Origin of the sequence: Methylomonas koyamae (genome assembly GCF_006483455.1) — a bacterium.
Classification (GTDB): domain Bacteria; phylum Pseudomonadota; class Gammaproteobacteria; order Methylococcales; family Methylomonadaceae; genus Methylomonas; species Methylomonas koyamae_B.
In genome coordinates this window covers 180,810-196,585 of sequence record NZ_PPPU01000012.1, presented here as the reverse complement: position 1 = coordinate 196,585, position 15,776 = coordinate 180,810, and the positions used below count along the sequence as shown (strand labels likewise).

The window sequence follows — 15,776 nt, the reverse complement described above, 5'->3', positions numbered from 1 at the left end:
ATGGGCCGCTTGTTCTGGAAGTTCTTTTTCGCATTCTGGCTGGCCTGGCTGACGGCGGGCATCGGTGTCGGCACGATATTCTGGCTGCGGGAATCGCAACAACAAGCGGAACGCGCCAATCAACCCAATGGGATCAACGTCAGGCATATCGCTTCGATGGTCAGTGTTGCCGCCAATTTGTTACCGCGCAGCGGCGTCGCCGGTTTGCGCGATTTTATCCATGCTTTGCGTCAGGAACGGTTTCCGCCGATTTTCGCGGTGGACGACCAGGACCGGGAATTGTTGGGCCGCGAAGTCTCGGCGGAGATTTTGCAACAGGCGCGGACGCTTTACGCAAACGGCCAATATCCGGACGCGATCCGCATGGTCTCTGCCGACGACGGCCACCGTTATCTGTTATTCGTACCGTCGCCGGAAAACGGTTTCGCCGACAATTTCAGAATGGCCCTGCCGCCCAATCCGCCGGACCTGCTGGGCTTGGCTGGCCCCGGCCAACGCCCGCCGCCCGACCGCGACAATCGCCGCCCGCCGCCGCGCACGCCGCCGTCGCCCATTGCACCGATACTGGCCGGCAGCGTCGCCAGCCTGGTTTTTAGCGCGCTGTTGGCATGGTACTTCGCCAGACCGATCCGCAATCTGCGCAATGCCTTTCATGCCGTGGCCCAAGGCCGGCTGGATACCCGTATCGGCCTGGGCATGGGCCGGCGCCGCGACGAATTAAGCGATTTGGGACGGGATTTTGACCACATGGCCCAGCAAATCGGCAATTTGGTCGGCGCTCAGCAACATTTGCTGCACGACGTGTCGCACGAATTGCGCTCGCCGTTGGCGCGGATTCAAGCTGCGATCGGGCTGGCCCAGCAACAGCCGGAAAAATTACCGGCAACCTTGGAGCGCATCGAACGGGAGTCTCAGCGCATCAGCGACTTGGTGGGCGAACTGCTGATGTTGTCCAGGTTGGAAGCGGGGATCAATAAGCAAACGTTCGAATTGATCAATATTGCCGACTTGTTGGCCGATATCGTCGAGGACGTCGGCTTCGAAGCGCAACAGAACGGAATTTCACTGGATTATTCCGGGATCGGCGACGCGCGCGGCTATTGCCTGCCCGAATTGCTGCACCGAGCCGTCGAAAACGTCCTGCGCAATGCGGTCCAGCACTGCCGGCGCGACGGTCGCGTGGCGTTAGCCGCCGATTTCGACCGTCATAATGCGCGCTTAAGAATCCGGGTAGACGATACCGGCCCAGGGGTTCCCGATCGAGATTTAACGGCGATATTTCAGCCGTTTTTTCGCAGCGGCACACCGGCGAAAGCCCAAAGTACCGGCTTGGGCCTGACCATCGCCCAACGCGCGATCGAAGCGCACGGCGGCCGGATCGGCGCCGAAAACCGCGAAGCCGGCGGCTTGCGCGTCACGATCGATATCCCGTTCCCCAGTCGGCAAACCAGTTGAGGATTTTATGGGTAGAGACAAACTTAGACTCCGGCCTCGGCTGGCCGCAGGTGCAGTCATGTCGGTCTTGGCATTCGGCGCCGAAGCCGGCCCGCACCACCACGTCCATGGTTTCGGCCGCCACTATCATCCCGGCTTCGGTTTTTACTTGGGAGTCCCACTGTTTCCGCGGCCTTATTATCCGGCTTATCCCTACTACCCGGCATATCCTTACTATCCGCGGGAAATCATAACGGTTCCGGCCCAACCGCCGGTTTACATCGAACGCGAACGACCAGCCACGCCTAACGCACCCTTGCCGGAAGGCTATTGGTATTACTGCGACAATCCGGCCGGCTATTACCCTTACATCAGCCAATGCCCCGGCGGCTGGCGCCAAGTCGCGCCAACGCCGCCGAATTGAGTGGAGACGCGTCATGAAACGTAACGGCGTTATCGGCTTGGTCGGCATTGTTTTGCTGGGCGGCGGCTGCGCCCACCTGCCATCCGGGCCGAGCGTGATGGCCTTGCCCGGCAGCAGCATGACGTTCGAGCAATTCCGCCAGGACGATTATCTGTGCCAACAGTACGCTGGCGGACAAGTCGGCGCCACACCGAATCAAGCCAGCGCGGATAGCCAGATCGGCAGCGCCGCCGTTGGTACGGCGGTCGGTGCGGCTGCCGGCGCGGCTTTGGGCGGTGGCGGCGGTGCTGCCATCGGCGCCGGTACCGGATTAATGGCGGGCACCATCGCCGGCAGCGGCGAAGCCCGCCGCGCCGGTTATGCCACCCAACAAAACTACGACAATGCCTACGTTCAGTGCATGTACGGCAAAGGCCACAAGGTTCCGGTATCGGCAGAATTTTCTGATCAATCCCCGGCGCAAAGGGTTACTCCGGCGAGAATTCCGCCGCCACCGCCAGGTTCTCCGCCGCCACCTCCCTACCGCTGATCCTCCGGCAAACAAATGGCTGGGGCAAACGCCGCTACAACGATCCTAAATAAGCGGCCAAAGCCTTGATATCGTCGTCGCTCAACGATTGCGCCATCGCATTCATTTGCGAAGCCTTGCGCGCACCTTTCTTGAAATCGGCCAGTTGCTTGGCCAGATATTGCGGTTGCTGACCGGCGAGCTTGGGCACCATTCCGGTTCCCTGCGCATTATTGCCGTGGCAGCCCAGACACATGCCGGCTTTTTCCTTACCCTGAGCGATCATGGTGGCATCAAGCCCGCCACCCGCCGATTTGCCCGGCAAGCTGGCGTAGTAAGCCGCCAGATTCTGCATGTCGGCTTCCGATAAACCGGCCGCAATCGGTTTCATCACCTCGTTTTCGCGTTGGCCGGACTTGAATTTGTTCAACTGGCTTTCGATGTAGATTGCACCTTGCCCGGCCAAACTCGGCCACAGCGGACTGCTACTGACGCCGGCGCTGCCGTGGCAGCCCTGGCAAACCGCCGCCTTGGCTTTGCCGGCATTGATATCCGCCGCATTCGCTCCGGCGGCAAACAACCCCAGCATGACGAATAATTTGATGTTGTAGTAGTTATTGTTCATCCCGATCACCCTTGGTTGGCTTGTTGTACAATCCGGTCAGCGCTTTCGCACCGGCGGGGAAGACTCATCATAGTCAGGCCGTTTTGAGTAAGCAAACCTAAAATCCCGTAAATCCCATCCCTAAGGAATAGGCCATGTCCTGGTTGCTATCGCTTTTCAATCAAGATTCCGTACCCCACACGCTACTCATCATCAGTCTGGTAGTCGCCAGCGGCCTGGTGCTGGGCCGCTTGTCGCTGGCCGGCATCCAGCTCGGCATCGCCGGCGTGTTGTTCTCCGGCCTGATCTTCGGCCATTTTCATCTCAGCATTAATCCGGAAGTCATGCACTTCCTGCGCGAGTTCGGCTTGGTATTGTTCGTTTACGCCATCGGCTTGCAGGTCGGTCCCAGCTTCGTCAGCGCCTTCTTCCGTTACGGCCTGCACTTGAACGGGCTGGCCGCCGCCGTGGTTTTGCTGGGAGCGTTGATAGCGGTACTGATCAGCATCGTCGGCGACATTCCGATGCCGGTCGCGGTGGGCCTGTTTTCCGGGGCGACGACCAATACCCCATCGCTGGCTGCGGCCCAACAAGTCTTGGGCAGTTTGCCGAATATCAGCCCGCAGACCCTAAAAATGCCGGGCTTGGGTTACGCCGTGGCCTATCCGTTCGGCATTGCCGGAATCATTCTGGCGATGCTGTTGAACAAGCGCCTGTTCAAGATCGATATCGCCGACGAAGCCAAGCTGTTCGACGACAACCAGCAACAGCAAGCGCACGTACCGATCTGGAAGGACTTGAAAGTCGAAAACCCCAATCTTAACGGCCTGATGCTGAGCCAGATTCCGTTTTTCGAAGGCATGAACGTGGTCATGACCCGAATTCTGCATAACGGCCAGGTCGACGTCGCCGGCCAGGACAGTCGGCTTGCGGTCGGCGATACGATCCGGCTGGTCGGCGAGCGCGAACCGCTGGAGCAACTAAAAATCCTGATCGGCCCGGAATCGGATATCGACCTGAAACAAATTGCCACCAATCTGCACAGCAAACGTTTGGTGGTCACCAATAAGGCGGCGATCAATGAAACCATCGGCAACCTCTGCCTGCTTTACGGCGTCACGATCTCGCGGATTCACCGGCCGGACGTCGAATTTTCGCCGACCAGCCACGTGCATGTGCAATTCGGTGACGAGTTGCACGTGGTCGGCAGCCAGGATGCACTGACCAGCATCGAAAAAGCGCTGGGCAATTCGCTAGAGGAACTGGACCATCCGCAAATCATGCCGATCTTTATCGGCATCTCGCTGGGCGTGTTGTTGGGCAGTTTTCCGCTATATCTGCCCGGCATCCCGTCCGCGGTCAAATTGGGCATGGCCGGCGGGCCTTTGCTGGTGGCGATCATGCTCAGCCGGATCGGCAATTGGGGCGCGATGACCTGGCATCTGCCGAAAAGCTCCAACATCATTTTGAAGGACATCGGCATCGTGCTGTTTTTGGCCTGCGTCGGGCTGCATTCCGGCGACCAATTCGTCGAAACCCTGGTCAAGGGCGACGGTTTTTACTGGATGGCCTGCGCCGCACTGATTACGCTGCTGCCGCTATTGGCCGTTGCTGCGGTTGGCCGCATCTTCTATAAATTGAATTTCCTGTCGCTGTGCGGTCTGTTGGCCGGCAGCATGACCGATCCGCCGGCGCTGGCCTTCGCCAACAATCTGAGTCCGTCGGCGGCGGTGTCGATGGCTTATGCGACGGTGTATCCGCTGGTGATGATTTTGCGCATCATAGCCGCGCAATTGATTATTTTACTGGTCAACTAAGCCTGATTCGGCGGATGCATGATTAGCGACAGCGCCGCCGCAATGCCGGCCAACACCGAAAATCTGGCGCCGTGCGACGGCGAACTGTATTTGCTGCACGGGTTTTACCCGAGCAATACCGCCGACCGTTATTTTCAAGACCTACTGCACGGCCTGGCATGGCAAACCGAGCAAATCCAAATCTTCGGCCGCTTGCTGACAGTGCCGCGGCTGATGGCTTGGTACGGCGATCCGGACGCCCATTACCGCTATTCCGGCGTCGACCACGCTCCGCTGCCTTGGAACGGAGCTTTATTGGCGATAAAAGCCGACCTGGAATCGGTTTGCCGGAATCGCTTCAATAGCGTGCTGGCCAATTTATACCGCGACGGCCGCGATTCGATGGGCTGCCACGCCGATAACGAGCCGGAACTGGGCGCCAATCCGTTGATCGCATCGCTCAGCCTCGGCGACAGCCGTCTGTTCCGCCTGCGTCACAACCGCAGCAAACAGCGGCTGGATATCGAATTGGCCAACGGCGATTTGCTGGTGATGGCCGGCGCGCTGCAACACCATTGGCGCCACGAACTGCCGAAAACCCGGCAAATCAAACAAGCACGGATCAATTTGACGTTTCGGCGGATTTTGCCAGCCAATTGAGCCGGGCGATGCGCAAGGCATTGATCTTGTCGACCAGCATGCGGCTCAACGCCGGCTCCGCCGCTGCGTTACCAAGTCGGGTAGTATCGCCGTCCAGTTTCACCAGATAGTCGCCGTCGTCGCTGAATACGCTGACCTTATCGCGATTGTCGCCGCGGCGGTGGGCGATAAAGCGCGGCGGCGCGGCATGCTCGCCCCACAACACGCCTTGCCAAGCACTACTGCATTGGCTGCCGTCGACCATGCCTTGCAAGGTATTGAACACATCGGTCTGTTGAAATTGCCGGTCCTCGTCTGCGTGCCCGCTAGCGGACACCACCAGCAGCGGCACTTTGGCCGAGGCTTTGTAATGGCCGAAGTGCGCGGCTTCTTCCTGCTTCAATGGCGTCATCGAATGGTGGTCGCCGACGATCAGCAGTATGCCGTTGCGAAAAAATCCGGCGTCCTGCAATTGCCGGTAAAAATGGCCCAATTGTTTGTCGGCATAACGAAACGCGGCCTCTTCCGATTTTTGTTTGGTTTCCGGATCGAGATAAGGATGGTGGGTGCTGACGGTTTTGATGAACAACAACAGCGGTTGTGGTCCAGCTTTGGCGATTCTATCCAGCGCCCGCAGGTAAAGAGCTGCGTCGGGCGCGGCGCGAAAATGAAACCGTTCCCAACCCGCATAATCGGGATGGTCGTGGCCCTCGACGTAATCGAAGCCGATGCTGTTGGCCCAGACTCCGGTATTGCCGAATTCGAGATCGGCGCTGGTCAGAAATTCGCTGCGGTAGCCGCGCGCTTTTAGCCGATGCGGCAACGATTGTTCGACAGCGTAAAACCCGGCAAAAGACGCGCTACCGCCGTCGGAATAGCTGGACGGCGAATAGATCGGCGACAAGCCGGTCAGCAGAGCGATTTCTCCGTCTTCGGTGATGAACCCGTTTGCATAGAAGTTACGAAACGCCAGATGGTTTGCCGCAATCGCATCGAGTTGCGGCGTCCAATCGCGAATCCCGGAAAAGTAACGGCTTTGGTAGGCGGACAGCGATTCCACCATCAGTATCACGATGTTTTTGGTTTGCGCCGGCTCGGCGTGGCAAGTTTGCGCTTCGTCGTAGCGAAAGCCGCGGATAAACTCGGCGCTGTAAGGCTCAGCCTCGGAACGTATGGTCAGGTTGTAATCGAAAACGTTTTTATAAATCCAGGCGTGGGCGTAAACGTCGTTATCGGTGAAACCGGAAATTAACGGCAGCCCGGCGATAGCAAACAACGGCAGTTTACGGTTGCGTTCAGCGGGAAGGCGGTACGGTACCGAGACCAACGCGGCAATCGCAGCCAACAGTATCAGCAAGATTCCCCACAAGGCCCAATCCGGTAATCCGTAAATTTGCTGAATGTACTTATGCGAATAGCCGGCGTATTTGATCGCATCGCCGAGTGCCAGATGGGTGTCGAAATTGGCGATGACCAAATAATCGATCCAGTAAATCGCAAACAGGACTAATGCCAGCAGGCGCAACAGTGCCGAAACCACACGCCAAATACCTGGCCAACACGACAGGTACAGCAGCAACAGCAATACCGCATAGACCACCGCGTCGTTAGCCAACACCCGGGCCCATCCCAGGAAACGGGTGCCGGTGTATTCGTAGATAAAATGATCTACGAACAGGCCTTTCAGTAGCAACGGCGCCAATAGGAAGGCAAATACACCCAAGCGCTTGGCCATGCTGGGCTAAACCGCGTGCTTGGGTTTTAACAGATGAAAAATATCGACTTCGATGGAACCGAACGCGACTATCCATAACAACGCGTCGTAGCCGTCCAACCAGGCGCCCCGCGCCAACCAGATCCCGGCCATCGCCAGCAGACCGGCAAAAGTCACAATCGTCGCCAGCCAAAACAGCCGCTCGTGGCGGCGTACGTAGTCCGGCCAGCGGACTTCGGTTTCCAAGATCGCAATCAATCCAAACCAAAGCGCGGAGTTGGCGATATCCAGCCATTCGTTATCGCGCCAATAACTACCGAAAACCAACCCGATCACCGCGATCAAACTGCTGCGCAAACGGCGCATGGCTGTTTCCCCCAGCGGCAACTCGACCTTATTCGCTTCCAGTTCGTAAATCACCAGTAACACCAGCCAGACCAAGGCGTCGGTAAAACTGGTCAGCGTATCGGTAAAACCGTAGATGACGGCATTCAGCGCCAGCAATGCCAGAATCGCCAATTTGAATTTAGGATATTGGATCGCGGAGGTATTGAACATGATCGACAGGCCCGACATGCCGAAAAAGGCAAGAAAAAATTTGCAAATCAAAAGGGCTTTAGCGACGCTAAAGCCCTGGAGTGGCGGAGCCGTTTATTTGACGAAACAGGCTTTCTCGGCTTCGGCTTCGGCTTCCTTCAAGCGGGTGCGTAAATCCTTGGATTGCTTAGGGTCGCGGAACGCGGCGCCGGCTTCTCCGGCGGTTTTCTGCATCTGGCTGAAGGTTCTGGCCGCTTCGTATTCGGCAAAACTCAATTTCTCGGCGATCTTGTCGATCTTGCAGCCACAGGCGTACTGGCTGATGTAGGTCAAGCCGCCGTGTTTTGCGACGCATTCCAAAACGTAATCGACTCGGTCGCGAGTCGGGTAATCGTTGACCATTGGCGCAGGCTCGGCCGCGGCAGCTTCGGCATCCGGTTTTGCGCTCTGTTCGGTGACGGCGCAACCGCTAAGCAAAACCAAAGCGCTGAGCATCGGGATCAAAAAGTTTTTCATGGTGCTGGCTGTTTCGTTGTAGTTAAAAAGTTACTGTTCGGCGGCGAAATCGACAATTTGCTTCAATTGCGGGTTCATTTCGCCGGCAAATTTGTTCAGCGCCGGATTGTCGGCATCTTCCGGCAGCAAATGGGTACGCACGATGGTTTTACCCTCGAACTGATAGGTGACGACATTACAAGGCATATAAGCGATGGCGTGCGGCGTGATGTCGAGCACCGTTTTCGCCAAGGTCAAATTGCAAAATTGTAGCGTGTCGTATTCGGGAAAATTCTCCGCGCCGCGTTCGCGAATCACCTTGCCGACCCGGCTATGGCCCGTGATCCGAAAGTTGTGCTCGGCAATCGCCACCTGCAATTCGGCCAGAACCTCGTCGTAAGGTTTGTTGGTCTCGACCTGGTAATACGTCACCGTCTCGGTGTGCAGTGCGGGACCGGCGCAGCTTGCAATCAGCGGCAAGCTTGCGAAAATGACGGCTCTGTTAAACATCGGCAAAGCTTACCATCATGAACGGGCAAAACAAAGTGAGCGGCGTGGTGCTGGCCGGCGGTTTGGCGCGACGGATGCAGCAGCAAGACAAGGGACTGATTTTGTTCGACAACCGGCCCTTGGTCAGCTATGCGCTGGCGGCGTTAGCGCCGCTTACCGACACGTTGGTGATCAGCGCCAACCGTAACCAGGAGCTATACCGCGGCTTCGGCTACCCGGTGATCAGCGACGCCAGCGCCAACTTCGACGGCCCGTTGGCCGGTATTCTCGCCGCATTGCAAACCGCACCGGCGGGCATGTTACTGACCGCACCGTGCGATTCGCCTTTCGTCCGCACCGAACATTTGCAAAAGCTGCTGCGGGCCTTACACGGCAGTAGCGCCGGCATTGCGGTAGCTTTCGACGGCGAGCGTTTACATCCCGTGTTCGCGGCCATTCAGACCCATTTACGCGACGATTTACAGGAGTACTTACTGCGCGGCGAGCGTAGATTGCAGACTTGGTTTCGGCAACACCCGCTGATGGAAGTCGATTTCAGCGCTACACCCGAGATTTTTGCCAACATCAACACCCCGGTCGAATTGCAAGCCCTGCAATCGCGCGGCTAACTCGACCATCACCAATTTCAGGGGAGGCGCCACGCGGATTACCCCACATACAGTGCAGTATGTCTTTTCCGGCCGCTTGTGCTAACGTTGAATTATTTAACGGCCATTGCCTGGAATTGAAATGAAGCCCACACAGATCCGTAAATTCATGCCCGCCCTGCTATTACCGGTTTTCATCGTTCAATTCCAACCCGCCATCGCGGCAAACACGGCGGCGGCTCAGGACCAGCTGCGCATCCACACAGGGCTTCCGCGCCGGGCCAGCGACTCTTTGTTCTCCTATACCGTGGAGTGGCGTATCGACGACGGCGAAACCTACCGGTCCACCGGTTTAAGTTTTTTGAACTCGTCAAAATTGGACCACGACAAACCGGAGGCTTATATAGCCAAAAAGCTGTGGACCGCAATGAAGGACGGCATGGTCCAACTCGACCCTAACTGGCGCGGGGTCACCGTGGCCCAACCCAAGGAACAGCCAGAACTGGTGATTACCAACAAAGCCGGATATTCGGTAACCAACGTCACGATTCGCGACTATTCCAATCAAGCACTTAAGTACGACTTGTCCGATAAAAGTTTCAACAGCGCGGGTGTGCAGGTGGCGATTGATTTGGTGTATACCGCCGACGTGGAATATTTGGACGACTTCACCGCCAAAAAAGCGCATTCGGCTTCTCAGGGTGAAATCGCAATTGCCATCGACGGTCAAACTCCGATCCGAATCAAAACCGACGGTAAAACCAGTAAAGAACTGGAACAAGAAATTGCCGGCAAACTCAGTGTCGCACAATTGGCGCAAACTCCGCTGTATCCGGGCATGGTCAGTACCGATACCCGTAACAACAAACCTTTCGACGGTAGCGAGCTTCAGCTACTCAACCTGCCGGCAAAATCCATCTCTATCGATATCAGCGACCCGGCTTTAGGGGTGTTGACCAAATTTAAATTCAAAGATGACAACCGTTCTCTGCAGGTAGCCGAGCCGAGATTCATGCTGTCAGCGTTAGCTCTCGCCACCGCACTGGCTTTGTTTTACTTTTGGCGCAACAGCCAACGGAAACCGTCTAAATAGCAATCGCCGGTACGGCGATAAAGCGTTCGCCCATTACTCACCCGCCGGCAACACCATGCTAGGCGGACGGCTTGCCGGATTTTCGCCAAAACCAGACACCTAAGCCAACCACACCGGCGACCAGAAACAACATCAAAATCGGGTGTTGGTAAAACGTGTCGAAAAACGCTCCTGTGGTTTGCGATGTTGCGCGGTAATACGGTCCCATAAGTTTCTCCCCTGCAATCGGTTATTTTTCTATCAAGGCAAAGCCTTGCTAACTGAAGAAATTACCGCGTAAAACAGGCTTGTCCAATGCCAAACCTAAATTGCCTGCGCTCCACCCCCAGTACTGAAAATTACAAGGGCAGCGACGTGATTCTGCAGACAACAAAAAACCAGGCCTGTAACCCAGGGCCTGGTTTTTTAGGGGCTGAAATTAGCGGCCTGGTCGACGCCGGATGCCGAGTCCGCCCAACAGTACGCTACCCATCAACACGAATGCCGCAGGCACGGGCACCGGAGTAGTGGTCGCCAACACCCGGAATTGTCCGTCCCAAGCTGCCGGGCCGGAAAAGTTCAGGCGAAAACTATTGACGCTGGAAAACACGGCGGGATTGCTGAATGCGTCGAACCCGAGCCAAAAATTTCCTGGACCGCTGAAACTTTGCACACCGCTAGTCGAAGTTCCGTTCGCGACCATTTCAACTTTTACGCCCAAATCAATGCTCAATATCTCCAACAAAATCGCGTTGCCATAAGCCTTAAAGTTGATCGGATCGAAATTCCAAACAATAGACGCCGTGCCGGCCGAAGTACCACCGTTGACGATTTTCAATACATTCCCGCCGGAAACGATTTCTTCCTTATTGGCATATGTCGTACCGCTGGCTACGGCAATAAAGGTACGCGAGGCATTGGTCAAATCGGTACCGGTCAATTGATTGACGGTAGTCGGACTACCGACCGAATTGCCTCGGTCAATCGCCGTCTGGGCGTGGCTAAAATTATCGATCGTCAAAACGCTGGCATCAGCATAAGGCGTGATAAACAGGGTGCAGAGCAGCGACAACGCCGACAAACTGGATTTCAAGGCTTTTATAAACATGGGGAATAGTCCTGACGTTAAACGGAAATGGATTCGCGCTTCACAGCTTGAAGAGCAACACTTTTTTTCGGCGATCTGAAGCTGGTCGCCAGCAATCCGATCGCTAACAGAGCGACTACCGGCGGCTCGGGTACCGTGTTGTTAGAAGTTGCTAACAGCTTGAATTGCGCATCCCAAGCATCTCTTCCTTGAAATTTGAGTTCTAGGCTATTCAAATTGGAAAACACGCCGGGATCGGAAAACTGGGTAAAGGCGATGACATGCTGGCCGAGCCCCAAATCGGTAAAGCCGAAAATCGAGCTGCCATTGGCAATCAACTGCACTTGGTGGCTCAAATCCATAAATTCGGTGGCAAACGTAAATGCACCCGCCAATGAGGCCAGATCAGTCGTGTCGAAGCTATAGAAAACGCTGGCAATACCACCGCTCGGACCGTTGCTGACGGTCAGCAAACCCGCTTCAACCACCACCTCGGAGGTATCGCCATTCGAAAACGGGGTCGCGGTCAGCGTGCGGGTAATACCATTCAAGCCGGAACCGACGATGGCCACCGGACCGTCGCTACCGTTATCGACTGCTTGAAAATCGGAAAAGTCGTCGATTAATTTCGCGGAGACAGCATGTTCCGCAAACAAGGTTAGGGATAGGGCGATTAAGACTAAGCGTAATCCAGGCAAATATTTGTCCACTTTTTTCATCCTTCTTTGCATCAGTAATATAACGTTGGATAGTACGGAACGAATTCCTTAACCCTATACAAAGCACGCCCTGTGCCAATATCTATAAAATTTTTAGAATCAATTATTTGACTCCGTTCACAATCAATTTTTCCAATATGCCGGAATGACATCACTGGCAGCGGAATGACAGGTGTGGCAGTATTGCCAGGCAATATTGCCAATCCCTCCGCCAGCCCATAGACTCACGCCTCACCGACCAAGACTTTCCCGACGTAAGCCATGAGCCAACTGTTCACAGCGTTTTGTTTAGGCCCGATGACCTTGCCCAACCGGATTGTGATCGCCCCCATGTGCCAATATTCGGCCGTCGACGGCATAGCCTCCGATTGGCACCAGATCCATCTCGGCAATCTGGCACTGTCCGGCGCCGGGCTGCTGATCATCGAAGCCACCGCAGTCGAAGCCCGCGGCCGCATCTCGCCGGCCGACCTCGGCCTTTGGTCCGACGCCTGCGCGGCGGCCTTGGGTAAAATCCTGGATTCGATTCGGCGCTATTCGCCGATGCCGATTGCGATTCAAATCGCCCACGCCGGCCGCAAAGCCTCTACCGCGCCACCATGGGACGGCGGCCATCCGTTGGGCGCAAACGACGGCGGCTGGCAGCCGGTCGCCCCGTCTCCGCTGGCTTTCATGCCCGAGGATATGCCACCTCAGGAACTGAGCCAGCTCGACATGGTGCAAATCGAGCAGGCTTTCGTATCGGCGGCACAACGGGCGCAACAGATCGGCGTCGACGCGATCGAAATCCACGCCGCACACGGCTATCTGTTACACCAGTTTTTGTCGCCGCTGGCCAACCTGCGGGATGACGAATTTGGCGGTTCGCTGGAAAACCGGATGCGCTTTCCGCTGGCGGTATTTGCGGCGATGCGTAGCGCGGTTTCCGAGCGAATACTGATCGGAGTCAGGATTTCGGCCACCGATTGGGTGGCCGGCGGCTGGGATGTCGAGCAAAGCATCGTGTTTGCCAACGAATTGAAAGCGCGCGGTTGCGCCTTCATTCACGTCTCCAGCGGCGGCCTGTCGCCGCAACAGAAAATCCCGTTAGGCCCCAACTACCAAGTGCCGTTGGCAGAAGCGATTCGTGCCGGCTGCGGGTTGCCGACGATTGCAGTGGGTTTGATTACCGAAGCAGAAGCGGCAGAAGCCATAATTGCCGAAGGCCGGGCCGACTTGGTCGCGATCGCTCGCGGCATTCTGTACGATCCGCGCTGGCCCTGGCATGCCGCGGCGAAACTCGGCGCACAGGTTGACGCGCCACGGCAATATTGGCGCTGCCAACCGAGAGAATTGAAGCAACTGTTCGGCGACATCCGGTTTCGCCAACGCTAACTTGCCCGTCAAGGCCAAGCGCTAGACCGCGTTAAAAATACGAAATATCGTGCGCTTAGCGATATTTCGTCTCCGTTGCGCCAATCCTAGGGTTGCCGGAGCAGCGTTCCCGCCACGCCTTACAATAAAAACAATTTCATTTCAATGAATTGCAGCATCTTGATTCGATTAAATCCGCAATGGCACGGCTCTTGATCGATACGGTAAAAAAGTCGCCGGAAAACGGCCTACACAATCCCTTTACCGACAGAGCTGACCATGAAAAACGAACCCAATCTTTTTTTGAACCCGATTCCAGCATTTTCCTGTTCCGACAATATTGCGGCCTCGCAATGGCTGAAGCCAACCTCGTGCGGCACAGCTCCCGGCAAATGCGAACCGCTGAACCAAAACTTCGCGGAAATCGCCGAATTGCAGAAAGCCCTGGCTTTGAGCCAACGCCAACTGGCCGACGCGAAACGTCAAATCGAAGCGTTGAATGCCGACCGAGCCGAACTCAGCCAACAATTGCAAGAAGCCGGTGAACATTACCACCAGGCCTTACATGCGGCCCATCACGACGCACTGACCGGCCTGGCAAACCGGACATTGCTGCAAGACAGGCTGCAGCAAGCGATGGCTCGGACAAACCGTCAACAATCGCAACTCGCGTTGTTGTTCATCGATCTGGACGATTTCAAAGCCGTTAACGACACCTTAGGCCACGCCGCCGGCGACCGTCTGTTGACCGAGGTCGCCAACCGGCTGCAAACCTGCATCCGCAATTGCGATACCGCTTGCCGTTACGGCGGCGATGAATTTTTGGTGTTGCTGACCGACATCGAAAATTCGGCACAGTTAAACGCGGTAATCGACAAAGTCTACGAAAACCTGATCGCGCCCTACGCCTCGGCCATTGGCTACCTGACGCTGGATGTCAGCATCGGCACCGCGATTTACCGCCGCGGCAAACAATCCTGGGACGAGTTGATCAGACAGGCCGACCAAGCCATGTACCTGGCGAAGGCCGCCAAGGCTTGAGTCCGGTTGCGGGATCGAGGCCGGGCTAGTCCAGTCGGCGCAGTGCGACGAATTTGTTAGCCGGCCCCAGTTCCATTTCGAAATAGCCCTGAATGCCGTTTTTGGTGAGATAACGTTGAATATTGCCGGCCGGAAACTGAATTCGCCGGCCGTCGTCGGCTAGAACGCTGATGGTTTTGGCGTGACCTTGATAAACAGCCAGAAACCGATCGTAACTCAGATCGAGTCTAAAGCGGATGAATTGGTTGACCATACACAAGGCCGGCCCGGAAGCGACGACCGGACCGGCCCTTAAATCGCTTAACGAGCGTTTTGCAATGCGGCGATCCGCTCTTCCAAAGGCGGGTGGCTCATAAACAGACGTTGCACGCCGCCGCCGTTAATCCCGAATGCCGCCAACTCGCCGGGCAATTGCGCGGGTTCGTGCGCACGCTGCAAAGCGCGCAAGGCACTGATCATTTTCTGCCGGCCGGCCAATTGGGCACCACCAGCATCGGCGCGGAATTCGCGGTAACGCGAGAACCACATCACCAGCATCGAAGCCAAAATCGACAACGCAATTTGCGCGACCATTTGGGTGATGTAGTACGCCGGGCCGTAACCGCGTTCGGTTTTGAACACCGCCCGGTCGACCACATAACCGATGATGGTGGCGAAGAAATAGACAAAGGTGTTGACCACGCCCTGCATCAAGGCCATGGTCACCATATCGCCGTTGGCGACATGGCTGATCTCGTGGCCGACCACCGCTTCGACTTCGTCGGCATTCATGCTCCTGAGCAAACCGGTACTGACCGCGACCAAAGCGTTGTCGCGATTGGCTCCGGTCGCGAAGGCGTTGGCTTCCGGCGCGTCGAAAATACCGACTTCCGGCATGCCGATACCCGCCATTTGCGCTTGGCGCGCTACCACGCTGACCAACCACTGTTCGGTCTGGTTTTGCGGCTGCTCGATCACATGCACGCCCATCGCGCTTTTTGCCGACCATTTCGACATGAACAGCGAAATGACCGAACCGGTCATACCGAACACGGCGGAAGTCGCCAGCAAACCTTCGATATTCAGATTTACGCCTTGAGCATCCAGCGCGCCTTTCAAGCCTAAAACGTTAAAAATGATGCTGATCGCAATCATGATGGCCACGTTGGTAGCCAAAAACAGCAATATTCTCATCATGGCGTAACTTTCCTGTGTTGTTATGGTGTGGTGGCGATTTGGGGCGCCAAAAGATTAAATTCAAGGTTATAGAGTGATAA

19 protein-coding genes are annotated in these 15,776 nt (G+C 56.2%); 9 read left to right on the top strand and 10 right to left on the bottom strand.

What is annotated here, in order from left to right; genetic code table 11:
- From C2U68_RS06950 to C2U68_RS06940, 3 genes are read left to right on the top strand one after another with little or no spacing between them, the layout of a single operon-like run.
- A complete protein-coding gene (locus tag C2U68_RS06950; RefSeq protein WP_140911783.1) occupies positions 1–1,455 on the top strand; it encodes an ATP-binding protein in 1,455 nt (484 codons plus the stop codon).
- Between the two features lie 58 nt (positions 1,456–1,513).
- On the top strand, positions 1,514–1,858 hold the full coding sequence (locus tag C2U68_RS06945; RefSeq protein ID WP_260839246.1) for a hypothetical protein: 345 nt from the start codon (positions 1,514–1,516) through the stop codon (positions 1,856–1,858).
- Between the two features lie 13 nt (positions 1,859–1,871).
- Complete coding sequence (locus C2U68_RS06940; protein ID WP_140911781.1) at positions 1,872–2,387, top strand: hypothetical protein; 516 nt, start codon at positions 1,872–1,874, stop codon at positions 2,385–2,387.
- 34 nt (positions 2,388–2,421) lie between these two features.
- Here the strand turns inward: C2U68_RS06940 and C2U68_RS06935 are convergent, their stop codons facing one another.
- The gene (locus tag C2U68_RS06935; protein ID WP_140911780.1) at positions 2,422–2,991 is read right to left on the bottom strand and encodes a c-type cytochrome; all 570 of its coding nucleotides are present in this window, start codon (positions 2,989–2,991) and stop codon (positions 2,422–2,424) included.
- Positions 2,992–3,125: 134 nt separating this feature from the next.
- Here C2U68_RS06935 and C2U68_RS06930 point away from each other — a divergent pair, with 134 nt between their 5' ends.
- Complete coding sequence (locus C2U68_RS06930; protein WP_140911779.1) at positions 3,126–4,787, top strand: putative transporter; 1,662 nt, start codon at positions 3,126–3,128, stop codon at positions 4,785–4,787.
- An 18-nt stretch (positions 4,788–4,805) separates the two neighbouring features.
- Positions 4,806–5,426, top strand: a complete 621-nt coding sequence (locus C2U68_RS06925) for an alpha-ketoglutarate-dependent dioxygenase AlkB family protein (protein WP_140911778.1) — start codon at positions 4,806–4,808, stop codon at positions 5,424–5,426.
- On the opposite strand, the gene C2U68_RS06920 is transcribed toward C2U68_RS06925, so the two are convergent.
- The 4 genes from C2U68_RS06920 to C2U68_RS06905 all read right to left on the bottom strand — a co-directional run bounded on the left by C2U68_RS06920 (position 5,389) and on the right by C2U68_RS06905 (position 8,661).
- The gene (locus tag C2U68_RS06920; protein ID WP_140911777.1) at positions 5,389–7,140 is read right to left on the bottom strand and encodes an LTA synthase family protein; all 1,752 of its coding nucleotides are present in this window, start codon (positions 7,138–7,140) and stop codon (positions 5,389–5,391) included. The two genes, C2U68_RS06925 and C2U68_RS06920, sit on opposite strands and share 38 nt — an antisense overlap.
- 6 nt (positions 7,141–7,146) lie before the next feature.
- Positions 7,147–7,677, bottom strand: coding sequence for a hypothetical protein (locus C2U68_RS06915; protein ID WP_140911776.1), 531 nt, complete (start codon positions 7,675–7,677; stop codon positions 7,147–7,149).
- Positions 7,678–7,770: 93 nt separating this feature from the next.
- Complete coding sequence (locus tag C2U68_RS06910; protein ID WP_140911775.1) at positions 7,771–8,172, bottom strand: hypothetical protein; 402 nt, start codon at positions 8,170–8,172, stop codon at positions 7,771–7,773.
- A gap of 30 nt (positions 8,173–8,202) precedes the next feature.
- A complete protein-coding gene (locus C2U68_RS06905; RefSeq protein WP_140911774.1) occupies positions 8,203–8,661 on the bottom strand; it encodes a DUF302 domain-containing protein in 459 nt (152 codons plus the stop codon).
- A gap of 17 nt (positions 8,662–8,678) precedes the next feature.
- Here C2U68_RS06905 and mobA point away from each other — a divergent pair, with 17 nt between their 5' ends.
- The gene (mobA, locus tag C2U68_RS06900; protein ID WP_140911773.1) at positions 8,679–9,269 is read left to right on the top strand and encodes a molybdenum cofactor guanylyltransferase MobA; all 591 of its coding nucleotides are present in this window, start codon (positions 8,679–8,681) and stop codon (positions 9,267–9,269) included.
- 121 nt (positions 9,270–9,390) lie between these two features.
- Complete coding sequence (locus C2U68_RS06895; protein ID WP_186289521.1) at positions 9,391–10,341, top strand: hypothetical protein; 951 nt, start codon at positions 9,391–9,393, stop codon at positions 10,339–10,341.
- Between the two features lie 58 nt (positions 10,342–10,399).
- On the opposite strand, the gene C2U68_RS21125 is transcribed toward C2U68_RS06895, so the two are convergent.
- The 3 genes from C2U68_RS21125 to C2U68_RS06885 form a co-directional block, all read right to left on the bottom strand.
- Positions 10,400–10,549, bottom strand: a complete 150-nt coding sequence (locus C2U68_RS21125) for a hypothetical protein (RefSeq protein ID WP_186289520.1) — start codon at positions 10,547–10,549, stop codon at positions 10,400–10,402.
- Between the two features lie 210 nt (positions 10,550–10,759).
- Positions 10,760–11,428: a hypothetical protein gene (locus tag C2U68_RS06890; protein ID WP_140911772.1), complete on the bottom strand. Its 669-nt coding sequence runs from the start codon at positions 11,426–11,428 to the stop codon at positions 10,760–10,762.
- 17 nt (positions 11,429–11,445) lie between these two features.
- Complete coding sequence (locus C2U68_RS06885) at positions 11,446–12,126, bottom strand: hypothetical protein (RefSeq protein WP_140911771.1); 681 nt, start codon at positions 12,124–12,126, stop codon at positions 11,446–11,448.
- A 261-nt stretch (positions 12,127–12,387) separates the two neighbouring features.
- On the opposite strand from C2U68_RS06885, the gene C2U68_RS06880 reads away from it, so the two are divergent.
- Entirely contained in the window at positions 12,388–13,500 is a 1,113-nt protein-coding gene (locus C2U68_RS06880; RefSeq protein ID WP_140911770.1) for an NADH:flavin oxidoreductase/NADH oxidase, read from the top strand.
- A gap of 258 nt (positions 13,501–13,758) precedes the next feature.
- Entirely contained in the window at positions 13,759–14,520 is a 762-nt protein-coding gene (locus C2U68_RS06875) for a diguanylate cyclase domain-containing protein (protein ID WP_140911769.1), read from the top strand.
- Positions 14,521–14,545: 25 nt separating this feature from the next.
- On the opposite strand, the gene C2U68_RS06870 is transcribed toward C2U68_RS06875, so the two are convergent.
- Both C2U68_RS06870 and htpX read right to left on the bottom strand, forming a co-directional pair.
- Positions 14,546–14,773, bottom strand: coding sequence for a DUF2835 domain-containing protein (locus C2U68_RS06870; protein ID WP_140911768.1), 228 nt, complete (start codon positions 14,771–14,773; stop codon positions 14,546–14,548).
- 47 nt (positions 14,774–14,820) lie between these two features.
- On the bottom strand, positions 14,821–15,696 hold the full coding sequence (gene htpX, locus C2U68_RS06865; RefSeq protein WP_186289519.1) for a protease HtpX: 876 nt from the start codon (positions 15,694–15,696) through the stop codon (positions 14,821–14,823).
- Positions 15,697–15,776: the final 80 nt, after the last annotated feature.